The sequence below is a fragment of the Aegicerativicinus sediminis genome (assembly GCF_015476115.1).
In the GTDB taxonomy this organism is placed as follows: domain Bacteria; phylum Bacteroidota; class Bacteroidia; order Flavobacteriales; family Flavobacteriaceae; genus Aegicerativicinus; species Aegicerativicinus sediminis.
Genome location: NZ_CP064295.1, coordinates 3593511 through 3610792, shown reverse-complemented (window position 1 = coordinate 3610792; position 17282 = coordinate 3593511). Strand labels below are relative to the sequence as shown.

Genomic DNA, 17282 nt, shown 5'->3' with positions numbered 1-17282 from the left:
TGAAATCATGCCGATGAAAAAACCCTCTCCAACAGCTTTGATTATACTCGCCTTTTTCGCTATTTACGTGATTTGGGGCTCCACTTATCTGCTAAACAAGATATCAGTTGCCAAGTTAGATCCATTTATGCTAGCATCAATTCGATTTGTAACAGCGGGTCTCCTAATTTTTGTGATTGCCTTTTTCAGTGGGATAAGTTTAAAAATCAGTAAGCGGCAATTCAAGAATACCGTCTTGGCAGGTTTTTTCTTTTTAACCTTTGGAAATGGAGTGGTGGTATGGGCATTAAAATATGTTGATAGTGGATTTGCTGCATTGGAAATTGCAGCTCAGCCTTTGGTTGTCCTTTTAATGATGTGGGCATTGCAGGGCAAGAAAATTAGAAGAATGTCATTATTGGGAATTTTCTTGGGGGTAATAGGTATGTTTTTATTGGTGAGTCAAAAAGAAATTGTCTTACAAGAAAATGCCTTAACAGGAATTTTGATGATCTTGGCATGTATGTTAAGTTGGGCCTACGGAAGCATATTTGTTGGAAAGGCTGAATTGCCTAAAAATTTCTTTGTTAATACAGGGTATCAAATGGTAACAGGCGGTTTGCTATTGGTCTTTTTTAGTATTGTTTTTGGAGAAAAATGGGTGCCATTATCACAATGGGGATCAGATGTTATTTGGGCGATGGTTATCCTTATCATCTTTGGAAGTATTGCTGCTTTTACAGCTTTCAATTTTTTATTAAAGCAAGTTTCACCAGAAAAGGTCTCAACTAACACGTATGTTAATCCTATTATTGCCCTATTTTTAGGGTGGTATTTTTTAGGCGAGAAAATAACTCTTCAATCTATTATAGCGGCTTTGGTATTATTAACTGGAGTTTATTTCATCAATACTTCTAGGAATAGGTTGGGTGCACCTCGTACCCCTAAAAGCTAAAAAGGTCAGCTAAAAACTGACCTTTTATTTATTATGTATTTTATTTAATTGAGTGTGTAGCTTGCTGTTGTGGTTGCCGTAAGTGATTGAGAAATAGGGCAATTTTCTTCAGCATCTTTAACCATACCTTTAAATGTTTCCTCATCTAAATTTGGTATGCTTCCTGTAACATGTAACTTACTTGTTTTAATTGAGCCATCTTCCAATGACACCTCACAGGTTGTATCTAAAGAATCTGCTGTATATCCTGCTTCTTGAAGAATAAAAGCTAGTTTCATGGTAAAACAACCTGCATGTGCTGCAGCAATCAATTCTTCAGGATTCGTTCCAATTCCTTGCTCAAAACGAGAAGTAAAGGAGTATTGTGTTTTATCTAATACCGAACTTTGAGTAGTTAAATGTCCTTTTCCGTTTTTACCATTTCCTTCCCAGTGTGCTGATGCATTTCTTTTCATGATATGTTTTTAGTGAATTAATATCTTAAAATTACGAATAGTTTAAATAATAATGGCTATCCATTTTGTTGAGGTTAAAGATTTAATAAATAATTCACATTCAGCAATAATATACAGTCCATTTATTCAGTATTTAACATTTCTATGAGCTGTATTTTATAGGGGGAATCTTTATTTTTAACATCCATAAATAAATCTAGTTATCATTCAATTATGAATAAGAAATCACTTTTATTATTAGTTGTCATGTTTACTGCAAATAGTTTAATCTCCAACGCACAAGAACAAGAATTTTCTATCGATTACGAGAAATTCACCTTGTCCAATGGACTAGAGGTTATATTGCACGAAGACCATAGTGACCCAATTGTTGCAGTAGCAACAATGATGCATGTAGGTTCTAACCGTGAAAAACCTGGGAAAACGGGTTTTGCACACTTTTTCGAACATATGAGTTTTAATGACTCTGAGAATGTTCCAAGGGGAGCCAATCGTAAAATGATTCCTGAATGGGGAGGAACGCGTAATGGAGGTACTTGGACCGATGGAACCGTATATTATGAAGTTGTCCCAAAAGATGCATTTGAAAAAATTTTATGGATAGATTCAGATCGATTTGGTTACATGATTAATACCGTTACTAAAGAAGCTCTTGAACGCGAAAAACAAGTGGTTAAAAATGAGAAGCGACAACGTGTAGATAATTCGCCATATGGTTATACAGATGAAATAATAAGAAAAAATTTATACCCTGAAGGACATCCATATAGTTGGACGGTAATTGGTCAGCTTCCAGATTTACAAGCTGCAACATTAGATGATGTAAAAGAGTTTTATCATGAGTATTATGGAGCCGCAAATGCCTCTCTAGTAATTGCGGGAGACATAGATATAGAGAAGACTAAAAAGCTGGTAGAACAATGGTTTGGAGAGATTCCAAGTGGACCAGAAGTTAAACCTTTAGCGCCAATGCCCGTTTCGTTGACTGAAACAAAGAATTTATTTTTTGAAGATAACTTCGCCAAGTTACCAGAATTTAGAATGGTTTATCCGACCGTTGAAGAATACAATGAGGACAGTTATGCACTTCAAATTTTAGGGAACTTATTAAGCGGAAGCAAAAAAGCCCCTTTATATAAAGTTTTGGTTGAAGAAAAAAAACTAACTCCAAATGTTGGTTCATATCAGAATAGCAGTGAATTGGCAGGTGAATTTACCTTCAGGGTTAGAGCTAATGCAAACGTAAATTTGAATAATGTAAAGTTGGCCATTGAAGAAGGATTAAGAAAATTTGAAAAGGAAGGTGTTGACGAAAATGATTTAAAACGTATAAAAGCTGAAATGGAGACCCAATTGTACCAAGGTATCAGTACAGTCTTGAATAAGGCGTTTCAATTGGTTCAAGATAATGAGTTTGGAGGAGACCCTGGGTTTATAACAAAACGTGCCAAGCTTATGAATTCAGTTTCAGCTGAAGACATTATGAGGGTATATAATAAATATATTAAAAATAAGCACTATGTAATGACAAGTGTGGTGCCTAAAGGTGAATTGGAATTAATGGTAGATGGTGCAAAATTAGCAGAAGTTTGGATCGAGGAAGTGAAGCAAAATGTTGAAAATGAAGAGGTATCTCAAGGTGAAGAAGCGGTGTATGAAAAAACACCAAGTAAGTATGATAGAAGCGAACCATCTTTTGGTGAGACCCCATTATTTAAATCACCAGATATTTATATGGGTGAATTAGCAAATGGAATTAAAGTATATGGTATTGAAAATCGTGAAATACCTTTAGTGCAATTTGAATTATCCATTCCAGGTGGACAACTGTTAGATCCTGCAGGTAAGACGGGTGTTGCTTCACTTCTTAGTGATTTGATGATGCAGGGTACGGCTACCAAAACTCCGGCAGAATTAGAAGAGGCCATCGGTTTATTAGGCGCAAGAATCGGTATTTCTTCGTCTAGTGAAGAATTAAGGATTAATGGATCATGTTTAAGCAAAAATTTTGTACCAACAATTAAGATTGTTGAAGAAATCCTATTGCAACCTAGATGGGATGAACAGGAATACGAGCGTCTTAAGTTGGCTTTAAAAACAAATCTAAAAGGAAGAGAGGCAAACCCTAGTTCAATAGCTTCACTGGCATATGGAAAGTTGCTATATGGCAACAATCATGTTTACGGAGTTTCAGGATCGGGAGATTTGGAAACAGCCGAAAATATTACACTCTCAGATTTAAAAGCATATTACAAATTGCTTTCACCAGTGAATGCTAATCTAAATGTGGTTGGAGCTGTTAATAAAATCACAGTATTAAATACATTTAAAAATTTATCAGATAGTTGGAAGAATGAAGCAAACCAACTTCCTGAACAAACAATAAATCCAGAAGGAATAGCAGGTAATTTATATTTTATTGATGTTCCAGACGCTAAGCAATCTGTTATTTTACTAGGAAAATTAACCCTTAAGGCATCCAATCCTGATTTGGATAAATTAAAGTTTGCAAATGAGATTTTGGGAGGTGGTTCTAGTGGAAAATTATTTCAGACCCTAAGAATTGAAAAAGGATATACCTACGGAGCCACTTCTGGAGTTACAGAAATGTTGGATGTTGGGCAATTCTATACCCAAACCAGTGTGCGAGCAAACGCTACTTTAGCATCCCTGCAAATCATTGAAAATATGATTTCAAATTATGCGAATGATTTTGGAGAAAATGAAGTTGAATTGACCAAAAATAAAATTCTTAAAGAAAATACTAGGGCTTATGAATCTTTAGGAAGTAAACTTGGAATGTTGCGCAAATTGAGCAAATTTAACAAGAGCAACGATTATGTTGAAAAGGAGCAACAGATTTTAATAGGGATGGATTTGCCCGAGTTTAAAAGGGTAATTTCAAAATATTTGCAAGAGCCTGATATGATCTATGTCGTAGTAGGAGACAAGGCTACCCAATTTGAGGAAATCAAAAAATTAGGCAAACCAGTTGTAGAATTGGATATTCACGGGGAGCCAATAAATTAAAATGAGTTCTATAAAAAAGGCCAAACTGAAATGTTTGGCCTTTTTTCATTTTTTTTTAATTATTCCTTAAAATTTCCATTGAAAATAAATTCCTCCTGAGGTTTTCGTTTTCGCTCTTTTTGCAATTCTTTTTCCTGCAAATCTTCTGGTAAGGTTTCAATATCACCTCCATAATACCCAATGGCTACTGCAGTAGCCACATGATAATCCTCGGGGAATTCAAATTCTTTAATCGCCATTTTAAAATCAACTCCGGCCATTTGATGGATAGCAATGCCCATCGATTGTGCTTGTATGGAAAGGTTAGCCATAAATTGACCTAAATCATGGAGGGCATGAAAATTCTCTTTTCCTTTTTTATTAGTTTTCTTAAAGGCTCCCAGTAATAAAACTTGAGTGGTTTTGTTCCAACCTTGATTAAATTCGTCTAAACATTTAAATATCCGATTATAGACGTCCGTGCCCTTAATACCATAAATTATCCTCCATGGCTGGAAATTATTACTGCTAGCGGCCCATCTACCTGCTTCAAATAATTGTTTTAATTCTTTCTCGGAAATAGGGTTTTCTGAAAAGGCCCTTGGGCTCCAGCGCTGCTTTATAAGCGGATGAATTTCATAATCAGTTGGGGTCTCTTTTTTTATCATTGGTTCTTCGAGTGTTTTCATAATTTTTTTGGGTTTAAGAATCAATGATAATCATTCAAACCCACAAAGTTTATCGTGTATACTAACAATGTTAGTCGGATTCAAAAATCGATTAATTTAATTTTTTGTAAATTAAAACAATTCTCTACCTCCTAACTGTTATTAGCATAGGTTAATTTCCCTAGAATCCCAATTCTGTTAAGCTAACGTAAATTATGTTTTTGGTTAAAATAATTTTTCTAACCAAATATTCTATTATTATGTATTATCCTAAAATTAAAATCGTTTTAGCAGCTTTTGTTCTTTTCACCTTATCCAACACATCCACAATTCAGTCACAAAATTCAGTAGCAATAGACACTAAAACCGCTTCAAAAACTATGGAATGGATGGATTGTCCTCCATTTATGCCAGAAGGTTGTGCGGTAACCGTTCTTAACGGTGACCCTTCCAAAGGTAATTTCGACATTCTGTACAAGGTTCCTGCAAATGTTACTATTGCAAAACATTGGCATACCTCTGCAGAACGGATGATTTTGCTTACAGGAGAAATGACAGTGACGTATGATGGAGAAAAACCCACCGTGCTAAAACCAGGAACTTATGCCTATGGGCCTGCCAAAAAACCTCATATAGCCAAATGTGGAGACAAAGGTCCCTGCACCTTATTTATTGCCTTTGAGGAACCAATGGATGCAATTGAAGTTAAAAACTAGAAGTTCATGTTTGGTTATTCCGTTAAAATTACATTGTCAATTTCATTATTGATAATTCTAATATTTAGTTTGAATACTAAACTTAATGAAAGCAATAATAATATTGTTGACGATGGGTTTCAATCTAATATAAAATTTCAACATGTTACCCTTGTGGTAAGTAATTTTAAAGAAAGCAAGAAGTTTTACACTGAAATCTTAAAATTAAAGGATAAGAAAATCCCTTGGCTGCCTGAAAATCAAATGTTTATATCATTGGGAGGTAATTTAGAACTGCATGTGGGAGAGGTAGAAGGTGTGAAAATTAATCCATCCACTTTTAATCATTTTGCAATAACGCCATCCAATTTTGAGGGTTTTTTGAATCATCTAAAACAGCACGGATTGGTTTATGGACTTTTGGGTTCATTTAAAGAATATGAAATTCAAACGAGGCCGGATGGTGTGAGACAGACGTTTTTAAAAGATCCCGATGGTTATATAATAGAGATTAACAATTATCCTTAATTGGTAAATAGTTAACGAATCAAAAATTGTTTTATAATTGATGTGTTCGTTAGGTTAATCTTAATAAAATAAAGACCTGAGGAAATGCCTTTTGTTTCTATTGCAATTTCAGTTTGACTTTTTGGAATTAACTGTGTTTTAATCTTTTTGCCGTTTATATCTGTAATTTCATAACCCTTTATCTGGTCTAGATTATTGGTGACTTTGATATGAATTAACTCTTGGGTTGGATTGGGGTATAATTTTACTGTCAAGTTGTTATTAGCCTCATTGTCAGAAATTGAAAGAACATCTGTGTAAAATTCTTTTTCCTGCATTATTACGGGGGTTGATTTTCCAAAAGCAGTCCATAAATCATAGATTTGTTGACCAGTATTATTGGTGGTATTGTTGTCCCTCAAGAATTCAATATATTCCTTGGATACAGTCTGGTAGTATAATTTTACTAATATTTTATAGCTTTCCTCGGGTAATTGATAATCTGTTTGGTCATAATATTCACCATCTTCATAACTATACCCTACTGGGGCGGCTTGTACAGATTCGAATCCGACATTTGTAAATCCTCTGGGTGGAATTCGATTGTCTTTAACAACCGTATTATTCAGAACAAAATGAAATGATTCTCCTGGGGTATAATTCCCATTTCCATTCGCGTTAGCAATGTTTGAAATTTCCTCATCCATACCGAGTTTGGCTTCATAAATTTTAGTTCCCTCTAATTGTAATTGGGCTGAGCTGGTGTCATAGGATCCAGATTCGTATATAAGATTATTGTTTATATCAAAAGCTTGTAGGTTGATCCACATCCTTCTGCCCTCAGGATAGCCAGAAGGCAGTTTATGTCCTGTTTCATTTATAATATTTACTTCAACATCATAACCACTTTCAGATTTTTCAACATTTAGGTTCATGGTTGCGGCATTTTTCAACATGTATTCCGCCCGAATAATTCCCGCATCTATGGCGGCATGATCAACATCATTAGGATAAAGGCTTTTTACCAATAATGGGACAAATGTATTGCCGCCTGTTAAATCATGTAATGGGAGATTTGATCTAAATGGCGCGAAACTTTTATTACAGCCATAACCACTTACATCTTGCATATGACAATCTTGGCAAGACCTAACATTTTGTTTATTCCCTCCAAAAGCATTTGATGGAATACCGTTAGGAGAATTATAGGCACTCATTTTCCATTCACTATAAGTTCTTTCTATTGGGAACATCTCATAAGTTTCAAAGGTGTCTGAAGGAGTATTTAGGTCATTGGGTTTATAGCTACCGTTAGGAGTTTTAGTGAAGGCTGGATTGCTTACATCATGACATGTTGCACACATTTCGGATTCAGAATGAAAACTCGAATAAATAGTTGGGTGATTGGCCGAGGCATCATTAAAAGGACCTCTTTTGGAATTATTGTCTGAATCTGCAACAAACATACCATTACCGTATACAGTGGGTATATTGTTGATAGTGTTTAAATAATTTAAATCTTCCGGTCTATTACTTAATGGGTCAATTAATTTATGACAGAAATGGCATTGAACGCCGTCTAAATCATTTTTTATTAAAGCAGAGCCGTCAGTTGGTGTTGACCGATTTTCTAACCAACCGGTTGGGGTATGACACCTTAAGCATAAATCGCCTGAATCTAACGCATCTTGATTTGCAATGCTTAGTGATGCTTGAAATAAGGGATCTCTCATACTATGGGCCATCATGCTACCCCTCCAATTAAATGCAGGTTCCGTAGCATTATCATATCCACCATGGCAATTATCGCATTGGTTTGGAGAATCAAATACGCCAGATTCTAGTGGTTGCGAACCTGGCATAAAAAAATCATCTATATCTGTTGGCACATAATAATAGTAGGTTTTTTTTGCCACCCAGCTCATCAGTAAAAAAGAGGAAATAATTACAAGGCTGAGTTTTATGTCGAGCCGTTTCATGGATTTTAGGATTTAATCAATAATGTTACGATATGTATCCTATAAATCGTATGATTTATGTCATCTAAGTACGCCCGAAATATTGGATGAATATTTCAAAAATTTTAAACTAAGCCATTTGTGGTTTTTGCCTGATAGTTTGCTTTATATGAAGTAAACTATTAGCTATAGCAACTAATTCAAATTGTAAAAGACGTGTTTTTCGTTTACTAAAATCACTAATTCGATGAGAGTATAAAGGTTTTCCGCTCTTTTTAATTGTTACGAAGAAACAATCCTTGTCAGCATCAAAAATTACAGAACTCTTATAATTGGTTTGAAATAAAAACCAATAGGCTAGGCTATTGATTTGGTTGAAAAGAGACATATTGGTATCCATAGTAGTAAGTTTAATTTGGGATTATACTCATTAAATTAATCTTAAATAACTTTTGATAATTGACTATAGGACAAGGGGGGATATTATTCGGTGTATGGCCTTAAAATTCATAAAACCACGATTAAAAACAATAAATATTACTTTGAAAACCAGTTAATTAATTGAAAAAATAAAGGATTGTGAAACCACAATCCTTTATTTTTTATTTTATAAGGTTGTTTAATTTAGTCACAACTATCTGATTCTAGAATCTCCTTAATATTTTTATTTTCACTTACGGTCTTTATACATTGTTTGGTCCTATTATGGTACCACACTCTATAAGTTTTTCCTCCTTGTTGATGGTCTTTAACTTGCCTAAATCCACGGGCTTGTAATTCATCATAAGCTGAAGTTGCCAACCAGCCTCCCAAATCTCTCCATTTAACCTCACGTGGGCGATTATTTCCTCCCCCTGAATTATTGCTGTTGTTAGAATAATACGGATCTCTTCTTTTACCTTCTCTGCCATCGTTATATCCTCTGGAATAAGCATTCATTTGGATTTGTGAACCGTACCGGTCAAATCTGGTTTTGTTACTTCTCCCATCGGAATATCCTCTTTGGTATGCTTGGCTTTCAGTGTCATTACGCCAATTACCATTGTTTCCATTATTTCCGTTGTTAGAATTTGAATCCGACTTGCCACAATCAATGGCTGAAGTTTCAACTATGGATTTTACGGTGCCATTATTGGTTCTTGCAGTAACACATTTTTTACTTCTGTTGTTCCAATAATAGGTGTAACTGTCAGTATCACTTTTGTCCCCTTTCACAAAAGTGTACCCTTTGTCCTTCATTTCTTGGTCTAGATATGCCGCTCTCATGTTAACCAAGCCAGACAATTCTCTTGAGGGATTTTGAGCAAATACTCCGCCACTTCCCAAGGAAAGGAGAATCATCAAAGATGTTTTCAATTTAAAATTCATTAGTGTGATTTTTTAATATTTATTAATACCAAGGTAGGAATTTATTATCTAAATTTTTAAAAATCAATTATGAGCTTAGGTTTAATAAAATTGTCTAAAAAATTAGGCTTTTTTTACAAATTCAGACTTTAATGCCATAGAACCGAAACCTTCAATTTTACAGTCGATATTATGGTCGCCTTCAACCAATTTGATATTCTTAACCTTCGTTCCTGCTTTTATTGGTTTAGAAGCCCCTTTTACAGGAAGATCCTTTATTACAGTAACACTATCTCCATCAGTTAATTTATTACCATTCGCATCTAAAACCACTAAGCCTATAGAAGCTTCTGATTGTTCCTTTGGATTCCACTCGTAACCACATTCTGGACAAATCATAAGCAAACCGCTTGGGTAAGGGTATGGAGAATCGCATTTTGGGCAAGAGGTAGTTTCTTCACTCATAGTTAGGAAATTTGTGTTTACAAAAATAGACAAATGCTTAGTTTTCTTGAATAACAGTAGGAGAAGGATACCTAAAATGTATAAATTTATGTACCTAACAATTTTCTGTAAATATGACAAGTCGTAGAAATTTCCTTAAAAATAGTTCTTTGGCCTCTATGGCATTACCCTTTATTAAATTCGACCCTCAGAAAAATTGGTCTATTGAGCCATTGAAAAATGAACGGTTTGAGGGGGATTCTTATTGGAACATGGTGAGAAAACAATTTCCTTTAAAAGAGGGGCAAACCTATTTTAATAATGGTACTATGGGTCCAACCCCTGGATATGTTTTGGATAAAATGATGCATCATATGATGTACTACAATACGGAAGCAGCAACAATTGATTATAAAAATGGTTCAGGCCCAGAACTTTTAAGTGGTTACTTTCCTTATGAGGAATTACGTAAAAAGTTGGGGACAATAGTTAATGCTGATTTCAAAGAACTTTCCATTACCCAAAATGCTACAATTGGGATGAACTTTGTTGGGAATGGCTTAGACCTTAAAGAAGGCGATGAAATCATAAATACCAATCAAGAACATGGAGGAGGTTTTGGGGTTTGGCAGTTATTGGCAAAACGAAAGGGCTGCATTTATAAACAGGCTATAATGCCTGAGCCAGCCAATGATCCTCAACAAATAATAGATGCTATTTTTAAGGAAGCTAATTCAAAAACTAAAGTAATTGCTGTACCACATATAATCTCTGGGTATGGAACTTTAATGCCTGTTAAGGAAATTTGTGCTGAGGCAAGAAAGCGCGGAATATTTACTGTGCTTGATGGTGCGCAATGTGTAGGGCATGTAAAGGTTGATGTAAAGGAGATAGGATGCGATGCCTATTATTCAAGTTTGCATAAGTGGTTGTTGGCACCTCCAGGAAGTGGCTTGCTTTATGTTAATAAACAGGTCGTAGGATCTATCTGGTCAACTCTGGCTAGTTATAACTGGGATAATCATGATGACCATGGTTTTAGGCTAATGCAGAATGGTACGGGAAGTCCTTATCAAATAACAGGTTATGATGCGGCGGTTGATTTCTATAACACCATTGGGGAAAATCGATGGTTGGGACGTATAAAAGAATTAGGAATGTACCTAAGAAATGGGTTAAAGGATATTCCACATGTCACCATTCACTCTTCCATCAATGAAAATATGGCGGCTGGTATTACGACCTATTCGGTTAAAGGATTGAGCGGTCCAGAATTACAAAAAACGCTATGGGAAAGAGAACGTCTTCAACCTCGAAGTATAGGAGGGGAGCTATTAAGGCATTCTGTACATATCTACAATTCTAAGGAAGAAATAGATCGAGCATTAAAGGTTATTGAGACTTTAGGGTAATTTAATAATTATTGAAAACCCAAATTGCTAATGTCACAACAACAATAATTGCGGCGATAATGGATAGAATTCTTCCATACCGAGTATTGTACCACCAAAACCTTGGATCATTATCAATATTACTCATCGTTACAGGTTTTTAATTTAGAAAGGTAAACATCCTTTAGAACTTTCCCAGGTCCTAGATGACTATATTTTTATCCATTCTGGGTGAATCCTGGATAGCATGTCATTCCTCCATCAACAAAGATGGTTGTTCCATTAATATATTCAGACTCATCGCTTGCAAGCCAAGCAGCTGTGCTTCCAATATCCTCTGGAACTCCTATTCGTTTGTATGGAATTAATTTCATCAATTTATTTAGTGATTCTTGAGATTCCCAAGCCTCAGTGTTAATTTTGGTTTTAATTGCGCCTGGCGCTATGCTATTGCATCTAACCTTCATAGGGGCATATTCTTGGCAAATACTTTCCATCAACATAACAATGGCTCCCTTAGAAGCTGCATAGTTTGCATGTCCAGCCCATGGAATTATCTCGTGCACTGAACTCATATGAATAATTTTCCCAAGGGATTTTGAAATTTCTGGTCGCATTCCTCGTCGGATAAATTCACGAATTGCTTCACGAGCGCACAAAAATTGTCCAGTTAAATTTACATCTATTACATATTGCCAATCTTTAAGGGACATTTCATGTAATGGAGCATCCTTTTGAAGCCCAGCGTTTGGAATACAGATATCAACAGTACCAAAATGATCAATGGTTTTTTTAAACATGGCCAATACCTCATTTTCGTTGCTGACATCGCAACGTATGGCTATTGCATCTCCACATTTACTATGTTGACTAATATTATGGGCAATTTCTTCAGCTTCTTCAGGACGTGAGCGGTAATTTACTACGACATTAGCGCCCTCCATACCAATGGCATGTGCTACCGCTTCACCGATTCCCGAATTTGCCCCAGTTATTATACAAGTTTGACCTGCCAATCGTTCATTCGGTTTTTGCATGGTTTATTATTTAGAGGTTTGAAATGTTTTTACAATTTTAAAAATAATGTTATGGACACTTTGTTTCAATAGGTTTAAAGATTTTCTAATTTGAAGTTTATCGGGTAATTCAATTAAATTTAGGTTTATATCTTTAGACCTTATACCAATGAAGACCTAATAAATAAATTCTTATATGGAAACCATAACTGTTCCTGAATCTAATGGTGTTATCGAATTGAAAGACCACGCCTTTCTTAAGATTTTTTCTAGTTGGGATCAATTTGTGGCCTTTCTGCCAGTTTTGGTAACCGCCATAGTCGTTTTATTGGTGTTTTTTTTCTTGGCAAAATTTGCAGAAATACGTTTGGAGCGTATCCTTAGGAAACGGGCAGAATCAAAACAAGTTCTGGTAGCAGATTTCTTTGGGAAAGTTGTATGGCTTACTGTTTTTTTAATTGGTGTAATGTGGGCCATGTATATTCTAGGCTTGGGGGAAATCAGTGGTTCAATATTGGGAGCTGCCGGGCTCACCACGTTTATTGTTGGTTTTGCGCTTAAGGATATATTTGAAAATTTTTTGGCAGGCGTAATAATAGCTTTCGATCCACCATTTATTGAAGGTAGTTGGATTGAAGTTAACGATATTCAAGGAGTTGTTCAAAACATGAGTTTAAGGCAAACCATGCTAAAGACGTTCGATGGGCAGGATGTATTTATTCCTAATGCTATAATTTTAAAAAATCCATTAAGAAACTATACCATAGATGGTTATTTGCGCAAAGAATTTGTGATTGGTTTAGATTATGGTGATGATTTATCCCAAGGATTAGAGTTGATAGAAAAAACCCTTAGCGAAACACCAAATGTATTAAACCTAGATGGTAGAAAGCCAATAGCTCAAATCGATATGTTTGCAACCTCCACGGTTAATGTAAAATGTTTGTTCTGGATAAATACTTTTGACACCAAAGTTCCCGCGAATAAGATTATGAACCAGGCTATGCTAAATGTATTGAATGTACTTACAGAATCTGGGCATTATTTACCTGCTGATATCTTAGAAATTAAATACTATGATCCGAAATCTGATGTTGGCGATAAAGCAACTGAATTTCGTAAAAAAATTGAAGATTTAAAAAAAGGCGAACAATCTGGAGCATAAAAAAGCCCTCATTAAATGAGGGCTCTGTATAAGTAGTATTTTAGTTTTTAGATTTCAATTTTCTTGCTGCATCCCTGAATAAAATGGCCGCAATGGCATATGGTACTATAAAGAAACCATTTACCATTAATATTTCTGAAGCTGAGCTAGCGTGATAATTTTGCATTCCTGCTAAAAATGCCACAATTGTTAATAGTATTAATCCACCTATGGTTGCCAACATTACATAAACCATTTTTGATGGATTAGAATAGTACCTTAAGGTTCCAATTGCAACAATTAAATAGATAACTATATACATTAGGTTGCCTGCGTGCGGCCCCGAGCCAATTAATCCAACCGCCAAATTGGCCCAAATCATAAAAAAAGTGATGCCAATTGTAATGATGAAAGCTAACTTTAGTACCCAATAACTAGCAAACCTAGTCAGTGTAACATAGGCCATGCCTGTTATAAAAATAAGAGTACCCATGATGGCAAAATCCATAAAACTCCAATCTACTTCACCAGATATTTGCATTGCTACAAATGGGATCATTAATAATAAAATTGTGACAATTGCCACTGTGAGAGCTGACTTGCCTAGTTTCATTTCGGTTTCCATGTATAATTAAAATTAGATAATTAATGTTTTAATTTCGGAAGTAAAATTATATAAAGTACTTTGAAATACAAAGTAAATTAAAAATTATTTTTATTTCATCGTATTTGATAGGAGGGAAGAGTGTTAGAATAATCTAAAAAGCATGCCAATTCTATCAAACAATAGTTAACTTACATTTCATCATTCTATTTACATATGTCTAATTTCCCATTTTATCTATCAATGCAAATACCCACGGATGTTCCTCATCCTGACAATAATTCTGCAATAGATATATCCAATCCTTTCGATCTTGTTGTATATATTATCTTACCTATAGTGTTGATATTATTGTACTTCTTTTGGTATAGAAAAAAAGGTAAATGAGATTTTTCAGATTTAAGTGAAGTTTGTCCTTGACCATTAATATTGAATTTCAACTTCCAACTCTATTGCGTCAGAAATAGCATAGTCTTTTATATTAACATGGCCTTTTGCCCCATAAACGATATCCCAATCAGTACGATCTATCTTTAACCGTGTTTCAAATTTATTGTTTGTTTTATCCAACTTAGCCTCTGCAAATACAGATTTGGTCATTCCTTTTATAGTCAGATCACCGGTTATTCGCAGGTTGCCATCTTTTAATTCCTCAATTTCGGTAATCACAAAAGTTGCAGAAGGGTATTTTGGCACATTAAAAAAATCTTCATTTTTCAGATGGTCCATTAATCCTTCGTTAAAACCTCCATCGGTATTCACCATTGTGGTCATGTCAACGATGAAAGTTCCTCCTGTAAGTTTTCCCGAATTGAATTTTAATGTTCCATCCTTGAAATTAACCGTACCATAATGCCCTCCAAAACTGAACAGCATAGATCCTTTCCAGTTAACCACGCTCTCTGATATTGAAATTGTTTTAATTACTTCATTTTTAGTTTGGGAATTTGATAATGTAAACGCTAAAACAGTTAAGGCGATTGTAAAAAATAGTTTGTTCATTTTTGTTTAGATTTTAATTTGAGACGAAACTAAAGTCGGACTGTCAAGAAAGTGTCAAAAGATTGTAAAAGAAGTGTAAAGAGTTGTAAAATACCCTGATAATCATGTTCTTTACAGATATATTACAGGATACGCTTTATGGCAAAATTTATTAGACAACTAATTTATTTAGGGATTTTATTCACCTTAGGCTGTTCATCAGTTTCGGATGACAATTTTTCTGAAAAAGGAAAGTTGGCAATGAGAGACGTTGGGCATAATTTACTGCTTAACAATTATGATCATACCTCTTTAGTGCTTCCTGTGATAGAAATTGCGCCTAAAAAATTCAGCTTATCTTTTGAGGACAATTTGGAAATTTACCCAGATACTCTGGTTCATACAATACAAGAAAGCATCCTTAAATCTAAATTGCCACAAAAATATTTAGTAGAAGTTTTACATTGTGATAATGGTGTCGTGGCTTATAGCTATGAAATGAATGGGGAGGTTGATGAGAATATCATTCCCTGTCTAGGAAGAAATTTACCGAAGAGTTGCTATTCCATCCATTTGAAATTTAAAGAAAGTTCAGATTCCCAGTTTTATAATAAGGGCCCAATTTATATTGGATTGGCATTTTTAGGTTTAACCGTATTTTTTCTATACCGTAGAAGTGAAGATATACCGCCAACAAATTCAGATAGGGCAAATTTTGTTCGTCTCGGGAAATTTAAGTTTTACGAGTTGGAGCATAAATTGGAACATGATGGTATCGAGATTAAACTATCCAATAAAGAATGTGAATTAATACAACTATTTTCCGCTATGCCCAACCAAATAATTCCACGGGAAACCCTAGTAAAAAAGGTATGGGAAGATAAAGGTGTTATTGTAGGTAGAAGTTTAGACACCTACGTCTCCAAGATTCGGAAAAAATTAAAACTGGATCCTGAAATCAAAATTACTAATGTTCATGGCGTTGGCTATATGTTGGAAATTGAATAATACATCCAAGTAGTTGAATACAATTAACTAACACTTAGGATGTTTCAAGTTTTATTTCAAAATAAACCAAATAAATTAAAGAAAATCAAATAATTAGCCCCACCTTTGCATATTATAAATAAAATTTTTTAAAATGAGTAAAGGAACAGTTAAGTTCTTCAATAATTCCAAAGGTTTTGGATTTATTAACGAAGAGGGTGTTGATAGAGAACACTTTGTACACGTTTCTGGATTAATTGATGAAATTCGCGAAGGCGATGAAGTTGAGTTTGATTTAGAGCAAGGAAAAAAAGGAATGAATGCAACGAACGTAAGAATCGTTTAAGACATAAATTTTAATTTTTAAAAGCCTATCTCTTTCAGATGGGCTTTTTTATTGGCAAACGGTATAAAACAATTAAATAACTTTAAATAACAATAACATTTTTTATGGCGAGATCGCAACAGACATTTAATAAGCGAGAAAGAGAAAAAAAACGATTAGAAAAGAAAAAAGAAAAACAGAAGAAACGAGAGGAAAGAAAGGCGGAAAGTGAAGAAAGTGGTGGTGGAATCCCTTTTGCATATGTAGATAAGGATGGAAATCTTTCAGATACACCTCAGGAAAAACAATCCAAATCAGACATAGATCCATCAAGCATTGAGGTAAGTACACCTAAAAAAGTTTATACTGAGGAAGAATTAAGCCCTGTCAGAACTGGTAAAGTAACTTATTTCGACAATTCAAAAGGATATGGATTTATTGTAGATCAGGTGGACAACGAGAAATATTTCTGCCATCATACAGGTCTTATTGATGAAATATCTGAAAATGACACTGTTTCTTTTGAGCTAGAAAAAGGACTCAAAGGCTTAAATGCAGTAAAAGTTACACTGGTAAAAGAAAGTTAGAACTAGTATTTTAAGAAGAAAGAAACATAATCACCCGGTTATTTTTTCTTCTTCTTATTGGGCTTAAACCCATCCTCCGTTGAATTGTCATGTTCACTATGCACGTTTTTACTTCCCCGTGCATGTTTTGTACTTGAATCCTTATCTTTTGGAGCTTTTGACTTCTTGTTATTGTCCATGATTTTTTAATAAGTGGTTATTCATTATAATGATAACTAGTAAATAATTTT

19 protein-coding genes are annotated in these 17282 nt (G+C 34.6%); 9 read left to right on the top strand and 10 right to left on the bottom strand.

Annotated features, from left to right (window positions below; genetic code table 11):
* Window positions 1-13: 13 nt before the first annotated feature.
* Window positions 14-934, top strand: coding sequence for an EamA family transporter (locus ISU00_RS15480; protein WP_228851579.1), 921 nt, complete (start codon window positions 14-16; stop codon window positions 932-934).
* Window positions 935-978: 44 nt separating this feature from the next.
* Here the strand turns inward: ISU00_RS15480 and ISU00_RS15475 are convergent, their stop codons facing one another.
* Complete coding sequence (locus tag ISU00_RS15475) at window positions 979-1389, bottom strand: OsmC family protein (protein ID WP_228851578.1); 411 nt, start codon at window positions 1387-1389, stop codon at window positions 979-981.
* Between the two features lie 213 nt (window positions 1390-1602).
* On the opposite strand from ISU00_RS15475, the gene ISU00_RS15470 reads away from it, so the two are divergent.
* Entirely contained in the window at window positions 1603-4419 is a 2817-nt protein-coding gene (locus ISU00_RS15470; protein ID WP_228851577.1) for a M16 family metallopeptidase, read from the top strand.
* Window positions 4420-4478: 59 nt separating this feature from the next.
* On the opposite strand, the gene ISU00_RS15465 is transcribed toward ISU00_RS15470, so the two are convergent.
* Window positions 4479-5087, bottom strand: coding sequence for a nitroreductase family protein (locus tag ISU00_RS15465; RefSeq protein WP_228851576.1), 609 nt, complete (start codon window positions 5085-5087; stop codon window positions 4479-4481).
* Window positions 5088-5326: 239 nt separating this feature from the next.
* Between ISU00_RS15465 and ISU00_RS15460 the strand changes: the two genes are divergently transcribed.
* Complete coding sequence (locus ISU00_RS15460) at window positions 5327-5782, top strand: cupin domain-containing protein (RefSeq protein ID WP_228851575.1); 456 nt, start codon at window positions 5327-5329, stop codon at window positions 5780-5782.
* Window positions 5783-5851: 69 nt separating this feature from the next.
* Complete coding sequence (locus ISU00_RS15455; RefSeq protein ID WP_228851574.1) at window positions 5852-6289, top strand: VOC family protein; 438 nt, start codon at window positions 5852-5854, stop codon at window positions 6287-6289.
* Between the two features lie 11 nt (window positions 6290-6300).
* Here ISU00_RS15455 and ISU00_RS15450 read toward each other — a convergent pair whose 3' ends face one another.
* The 4 genes from ISU00_RS15450 to ISU00_RS15435 form a co-directional block, all read right to left on the bottom strand.
* Window positions 6301-8247 (bottom strand): T9SS type A sorting domain-containing protein, encoded by a 1947-nt coding sequence (locus tag ISU00_RS15450; protein ID WP_228851573.1) that lies wholly within the window; start codon window positions 8245-8247, stop codon window positions 6301-6303.
* A gap of 109 nt (window positions 8248-8356) precedes the next feature.
* Window positions 8357-8626: a hypothetical protein gene (locus tag ISU00_RS15445; RefSeq protein ID WP_228851572.1), complete on the bottom strand. Its 270-nt coding sequence runs from the start codon at window positions 8624-8626 to the stop codon at window positions 8357-8359.
* A 224-nt stretch (window positions 8627-8850) separates the two neighbouring features.
* Window positions 8851-9594: a hypothetical protein gene (locus tag ISU00_RS15440; protein ID WP_228851571.1), complete on the bottom strand. Its 744-nt coding sequence runs from the start codon at window positions 9592-9594 to the stop codon at window positions 8851-8853.
* A 102-nt stretch (window positions 9595-9696) separates the two neighbouring features.
* Window positions 9697-10038, bottom strand: a complete 342-nt coding sequence (locus ISU00_RS15435) for a zinc ribbon domain-containing protein YjdM (RefSeq protein WP_228851570.1) — start codon at window positions 10036-10038, stop codon at window positions 9697-9699.
* 113 nt (window positions 10039-10151) lie between these two features.
* Between ISU00_RS15435 and ISU00_RS15430 the strand changes: the two genes are divergently transcribed.
* Window positions 10152-11429 (top strand): aminotransferase class V-fold PLP-dependent enzyme, encoded by a 1278-nt coding sequence (locus ISU00_RS15430; protein ID WP_228851569.1) that lies wholly within the window; start codon window positions 10152-10154, stop codon window positions 11427-11429.
* A 197-nt stretch (window positions 11430-11626) separates the two neighbouring features.
* Here the strand turns inward: ISU00_RS15430 and ISU00_RS15425 are convergent, their stop codons facing one another.
* Window positions 11627-12445: an SDR family oxidoreductase gene (locus tag ISU00_RS15425; protein WP_228851568.1), complete on the bottom strand. Its 819-nt coding sequence runs from the start codon at window positions 12443-12445 to the stop codon at window positions 11627-11629.
* Between the two features lie 175 nt (window positions 12446-12620).
* Here ISU00_RS15425 and ISU00_RS15420 point away from each other — a divergent pair, with 175 nt between their 5' ends.
* Entirely contained in the window at window positions 12621-13589 is a 969-nt protein-coding gene (locus tag ISU00_RS15420; RefSeq protein ID WP_228851567.1) for a mechanosensitive ion channel family protein, read from the top strand.
* Window positions 13590-13629: 40 nt separating this feature from the next.
* On the opposite strand, the gene ISU00_RS15415 is transcribed toward ISU00_RS15420, so the two are convergent.
* Both ISU00_RS15415 and ISU00_RS15410 read right to left on the bottom strand, forming a co-directional pair.
* A complete protein-coding gene (locus ISU00_RS15415) occupies window positions 13630-14193 on the bottom strand; it encodes a hypothetical protein (RefSeq protein ID WP_228851566.1) in 564 nt (187 codons plus the stop codon).
* A gap of 402 nt (window positions 14194-14595) precedes the next feature.
* Entirely contained in the window at window positions 14596-15174 is a 579-nt protein-coding gene (locus ISU00_RS15410) for a YceI family protein (protein WP_228851565.1), read from the bottom strand.
* A 138-nt stretch (window positions 15175-15312) separates the two neighbouring features.
* On the opposite strand from ISU00_RS15410, the gene ISU00_RS15405 reads away from it, so the two are divergent.
* From ISU00_RS15405 to ISU00_RS15395, 3 genes are all read left to right on the top strand, one after another.
* Window positions 15313-16161, top strand: a complete 849-nt coding sequence (locus ISU00_RS15405) for a winged helix-turn-helix domain-containing protein (RefSeq protein ID WP_228851564.1) — start codon at window positions 15313-15315, stop codon at window positions 16159-16161.
* Window positions 16162-16294: 133 nt separating this feature from the next.
* Window positions 16295-16486 (top strand): cold-shock protein, encoded by a 192-nt coding sequence (locus tag ISU00_RS15400; protein ID WP_228851563.1) that lies wholly within the window; start codon window positions 16295-16297, stop codon window positions 16484-16486.
* A gap of 104 nt (window positions 16487-16590) precedes the next feature.
* Complete coding sequence (locus tag ISU00_RS15395; RefSeq protein WP_228851562.1) at window positions 16591-17052, top strand: cold-shock protein; 462 nt, start codon at window positions 16591-16593, stop codon at window positions 17050-17052.
* 38 nt (window positions 17053-17090) lie between these two features.
* Here ISU00_RS15395 and ISU00_RS15390 read toward each other — a convergent pair whose 3' ends face one another.
* Window positions 17091-17231 carry a hypothetical protein gene (locus tag ISU00_RS15390; RefSeq protein WP_228851561.1) on the bottom strand — a complete coding sequence of 47 codons (141 nt, stop codon included), beginning with the start codon at window positions 17229-17231 and terminating at the stop codon, window positions 17091-17093.
* Window positions 17232-17282 lie beyond the last annotated feature (51 nt).

Coding starts and splice junctions, on each gene's coding strand:
- ISU00_RS15410 (WP_228851565.1), bottom strand. CDS start 15,174: ATGAACAAACTATTTTTTACAATCGCCTTAACTGTTTTAGCGTTTACA.
- ISU00_RS15390 (WP_228851561.1), bottom strand. CDS start 17,231: ATGGACAATAACAAGAAGTCAAAAGCTCCAAAAGATAAGGATTCAAGT.
- ISU00_RS15440 (WP_228851571.1), bottom strand. CDS start 9,594: ATGAATTTTAAATTGAAAACATCTTTGATGATTCTCCTTTCCTTGGGA.
- ISU00_RS15470 (WP_228851577.1), top strand. CDS start 1,603: ATGAATAAGAAATCACTTTTATTATTAGTTGTCATGTTTACTGCAAAT.
- ISU00_RS15415 (WP_228851566.1), bottom strand. CDS start 14,193: ATGGAAACCGAAATGAAACTAGGCAAGTCAGCTCTCACAGTGGCAATT.
- ISU00_RS15465 (WP_228851576.1), bottom strand. CDS start 5,087: ATGAAAACACTCGAAGAACCAATGATAAAAAAAGAGACCCCAACTGAT.
- ISU00_RS15395 (WP_228851562.1), top strand. CDS start 16,591: ATGGCGAGATCGCAACAGACATTTAATAAGCGAGAAAGAGAAAAAAAA.
- ISU00_RS15480 (WP_228851579.1), top strand. CDS start 14: ATGAAAAAACCCTCTCCAACAGCTTTGATTATACTCGCCTTTTTCGCT.
- ISU00_RS15445 (WP_228851572.1), bottom strand. CDS start 8,626: ATGGATACCAATATGTCTCTTTTCAACCAAATCAATAGCCTAGCCTAT.
- ISU00_RS15475 (WP_228851578.1), bottom strand. CDS start 1,389: ATGAAAAGAAATGCATCAGCACACTGGGAAGGAAATGGTAAAAACGGA.
- ISU00_RS15435 (WP_228851570.1), bottom strand. CDS start 10,038: ATGAGTGAAGAAACTACCTCTTGCCCAAAATGCGATTCTCCATACCCT.
- ISU00_RS15450 (WP_228851573.1), bottom strand. CDS start 8,247: ATGAAACGGCTCGACATAAAACTCAGCCTTGTAATTATTTCCTCTTTT.
- ISU00_RS15420 (WP_228851567.1), top strand. CDS start 12,621: ATGGAAACCATAACTGTTCCTGAATCTAATGGTGTTATCGAATTGAAA.
- ISU00_RS15405 (WP_228851564.1), top strand. CDS start 15,313: ATGGCAAAATTTATTAGACAACTAATTTATTTAGGGATTTTATTCACC.
- ISU00_RS15400 (WP_228851563.1), top strand. CDS start 16,295: ATGAGTAAAGGAACAGTTAAGTTCTTCAATAATTCCAAAGGTTTTGGA.
- ISU00_RS15425 (WP_228851568.1), bottom strand. CDS start 12,445: ATGCAAAAACCGAATGAACGATTGGCAGGTCAAACTTGTATAATAACT.
- ISU00_RS15430 (WP_228851569.1), top strand. CDS start 10,152: ATGACAAGTCGTAGAAATTTCCTTAAAAATAGTTCTTTGGCCTCTATG.
- ISU00_RS15460 (WP_228851575.1), top strand. CDS start 5,327: ATGTATTATCCTAAAATTAAAATCGTTTTAGCAGCTTTTGTTCTTTTC.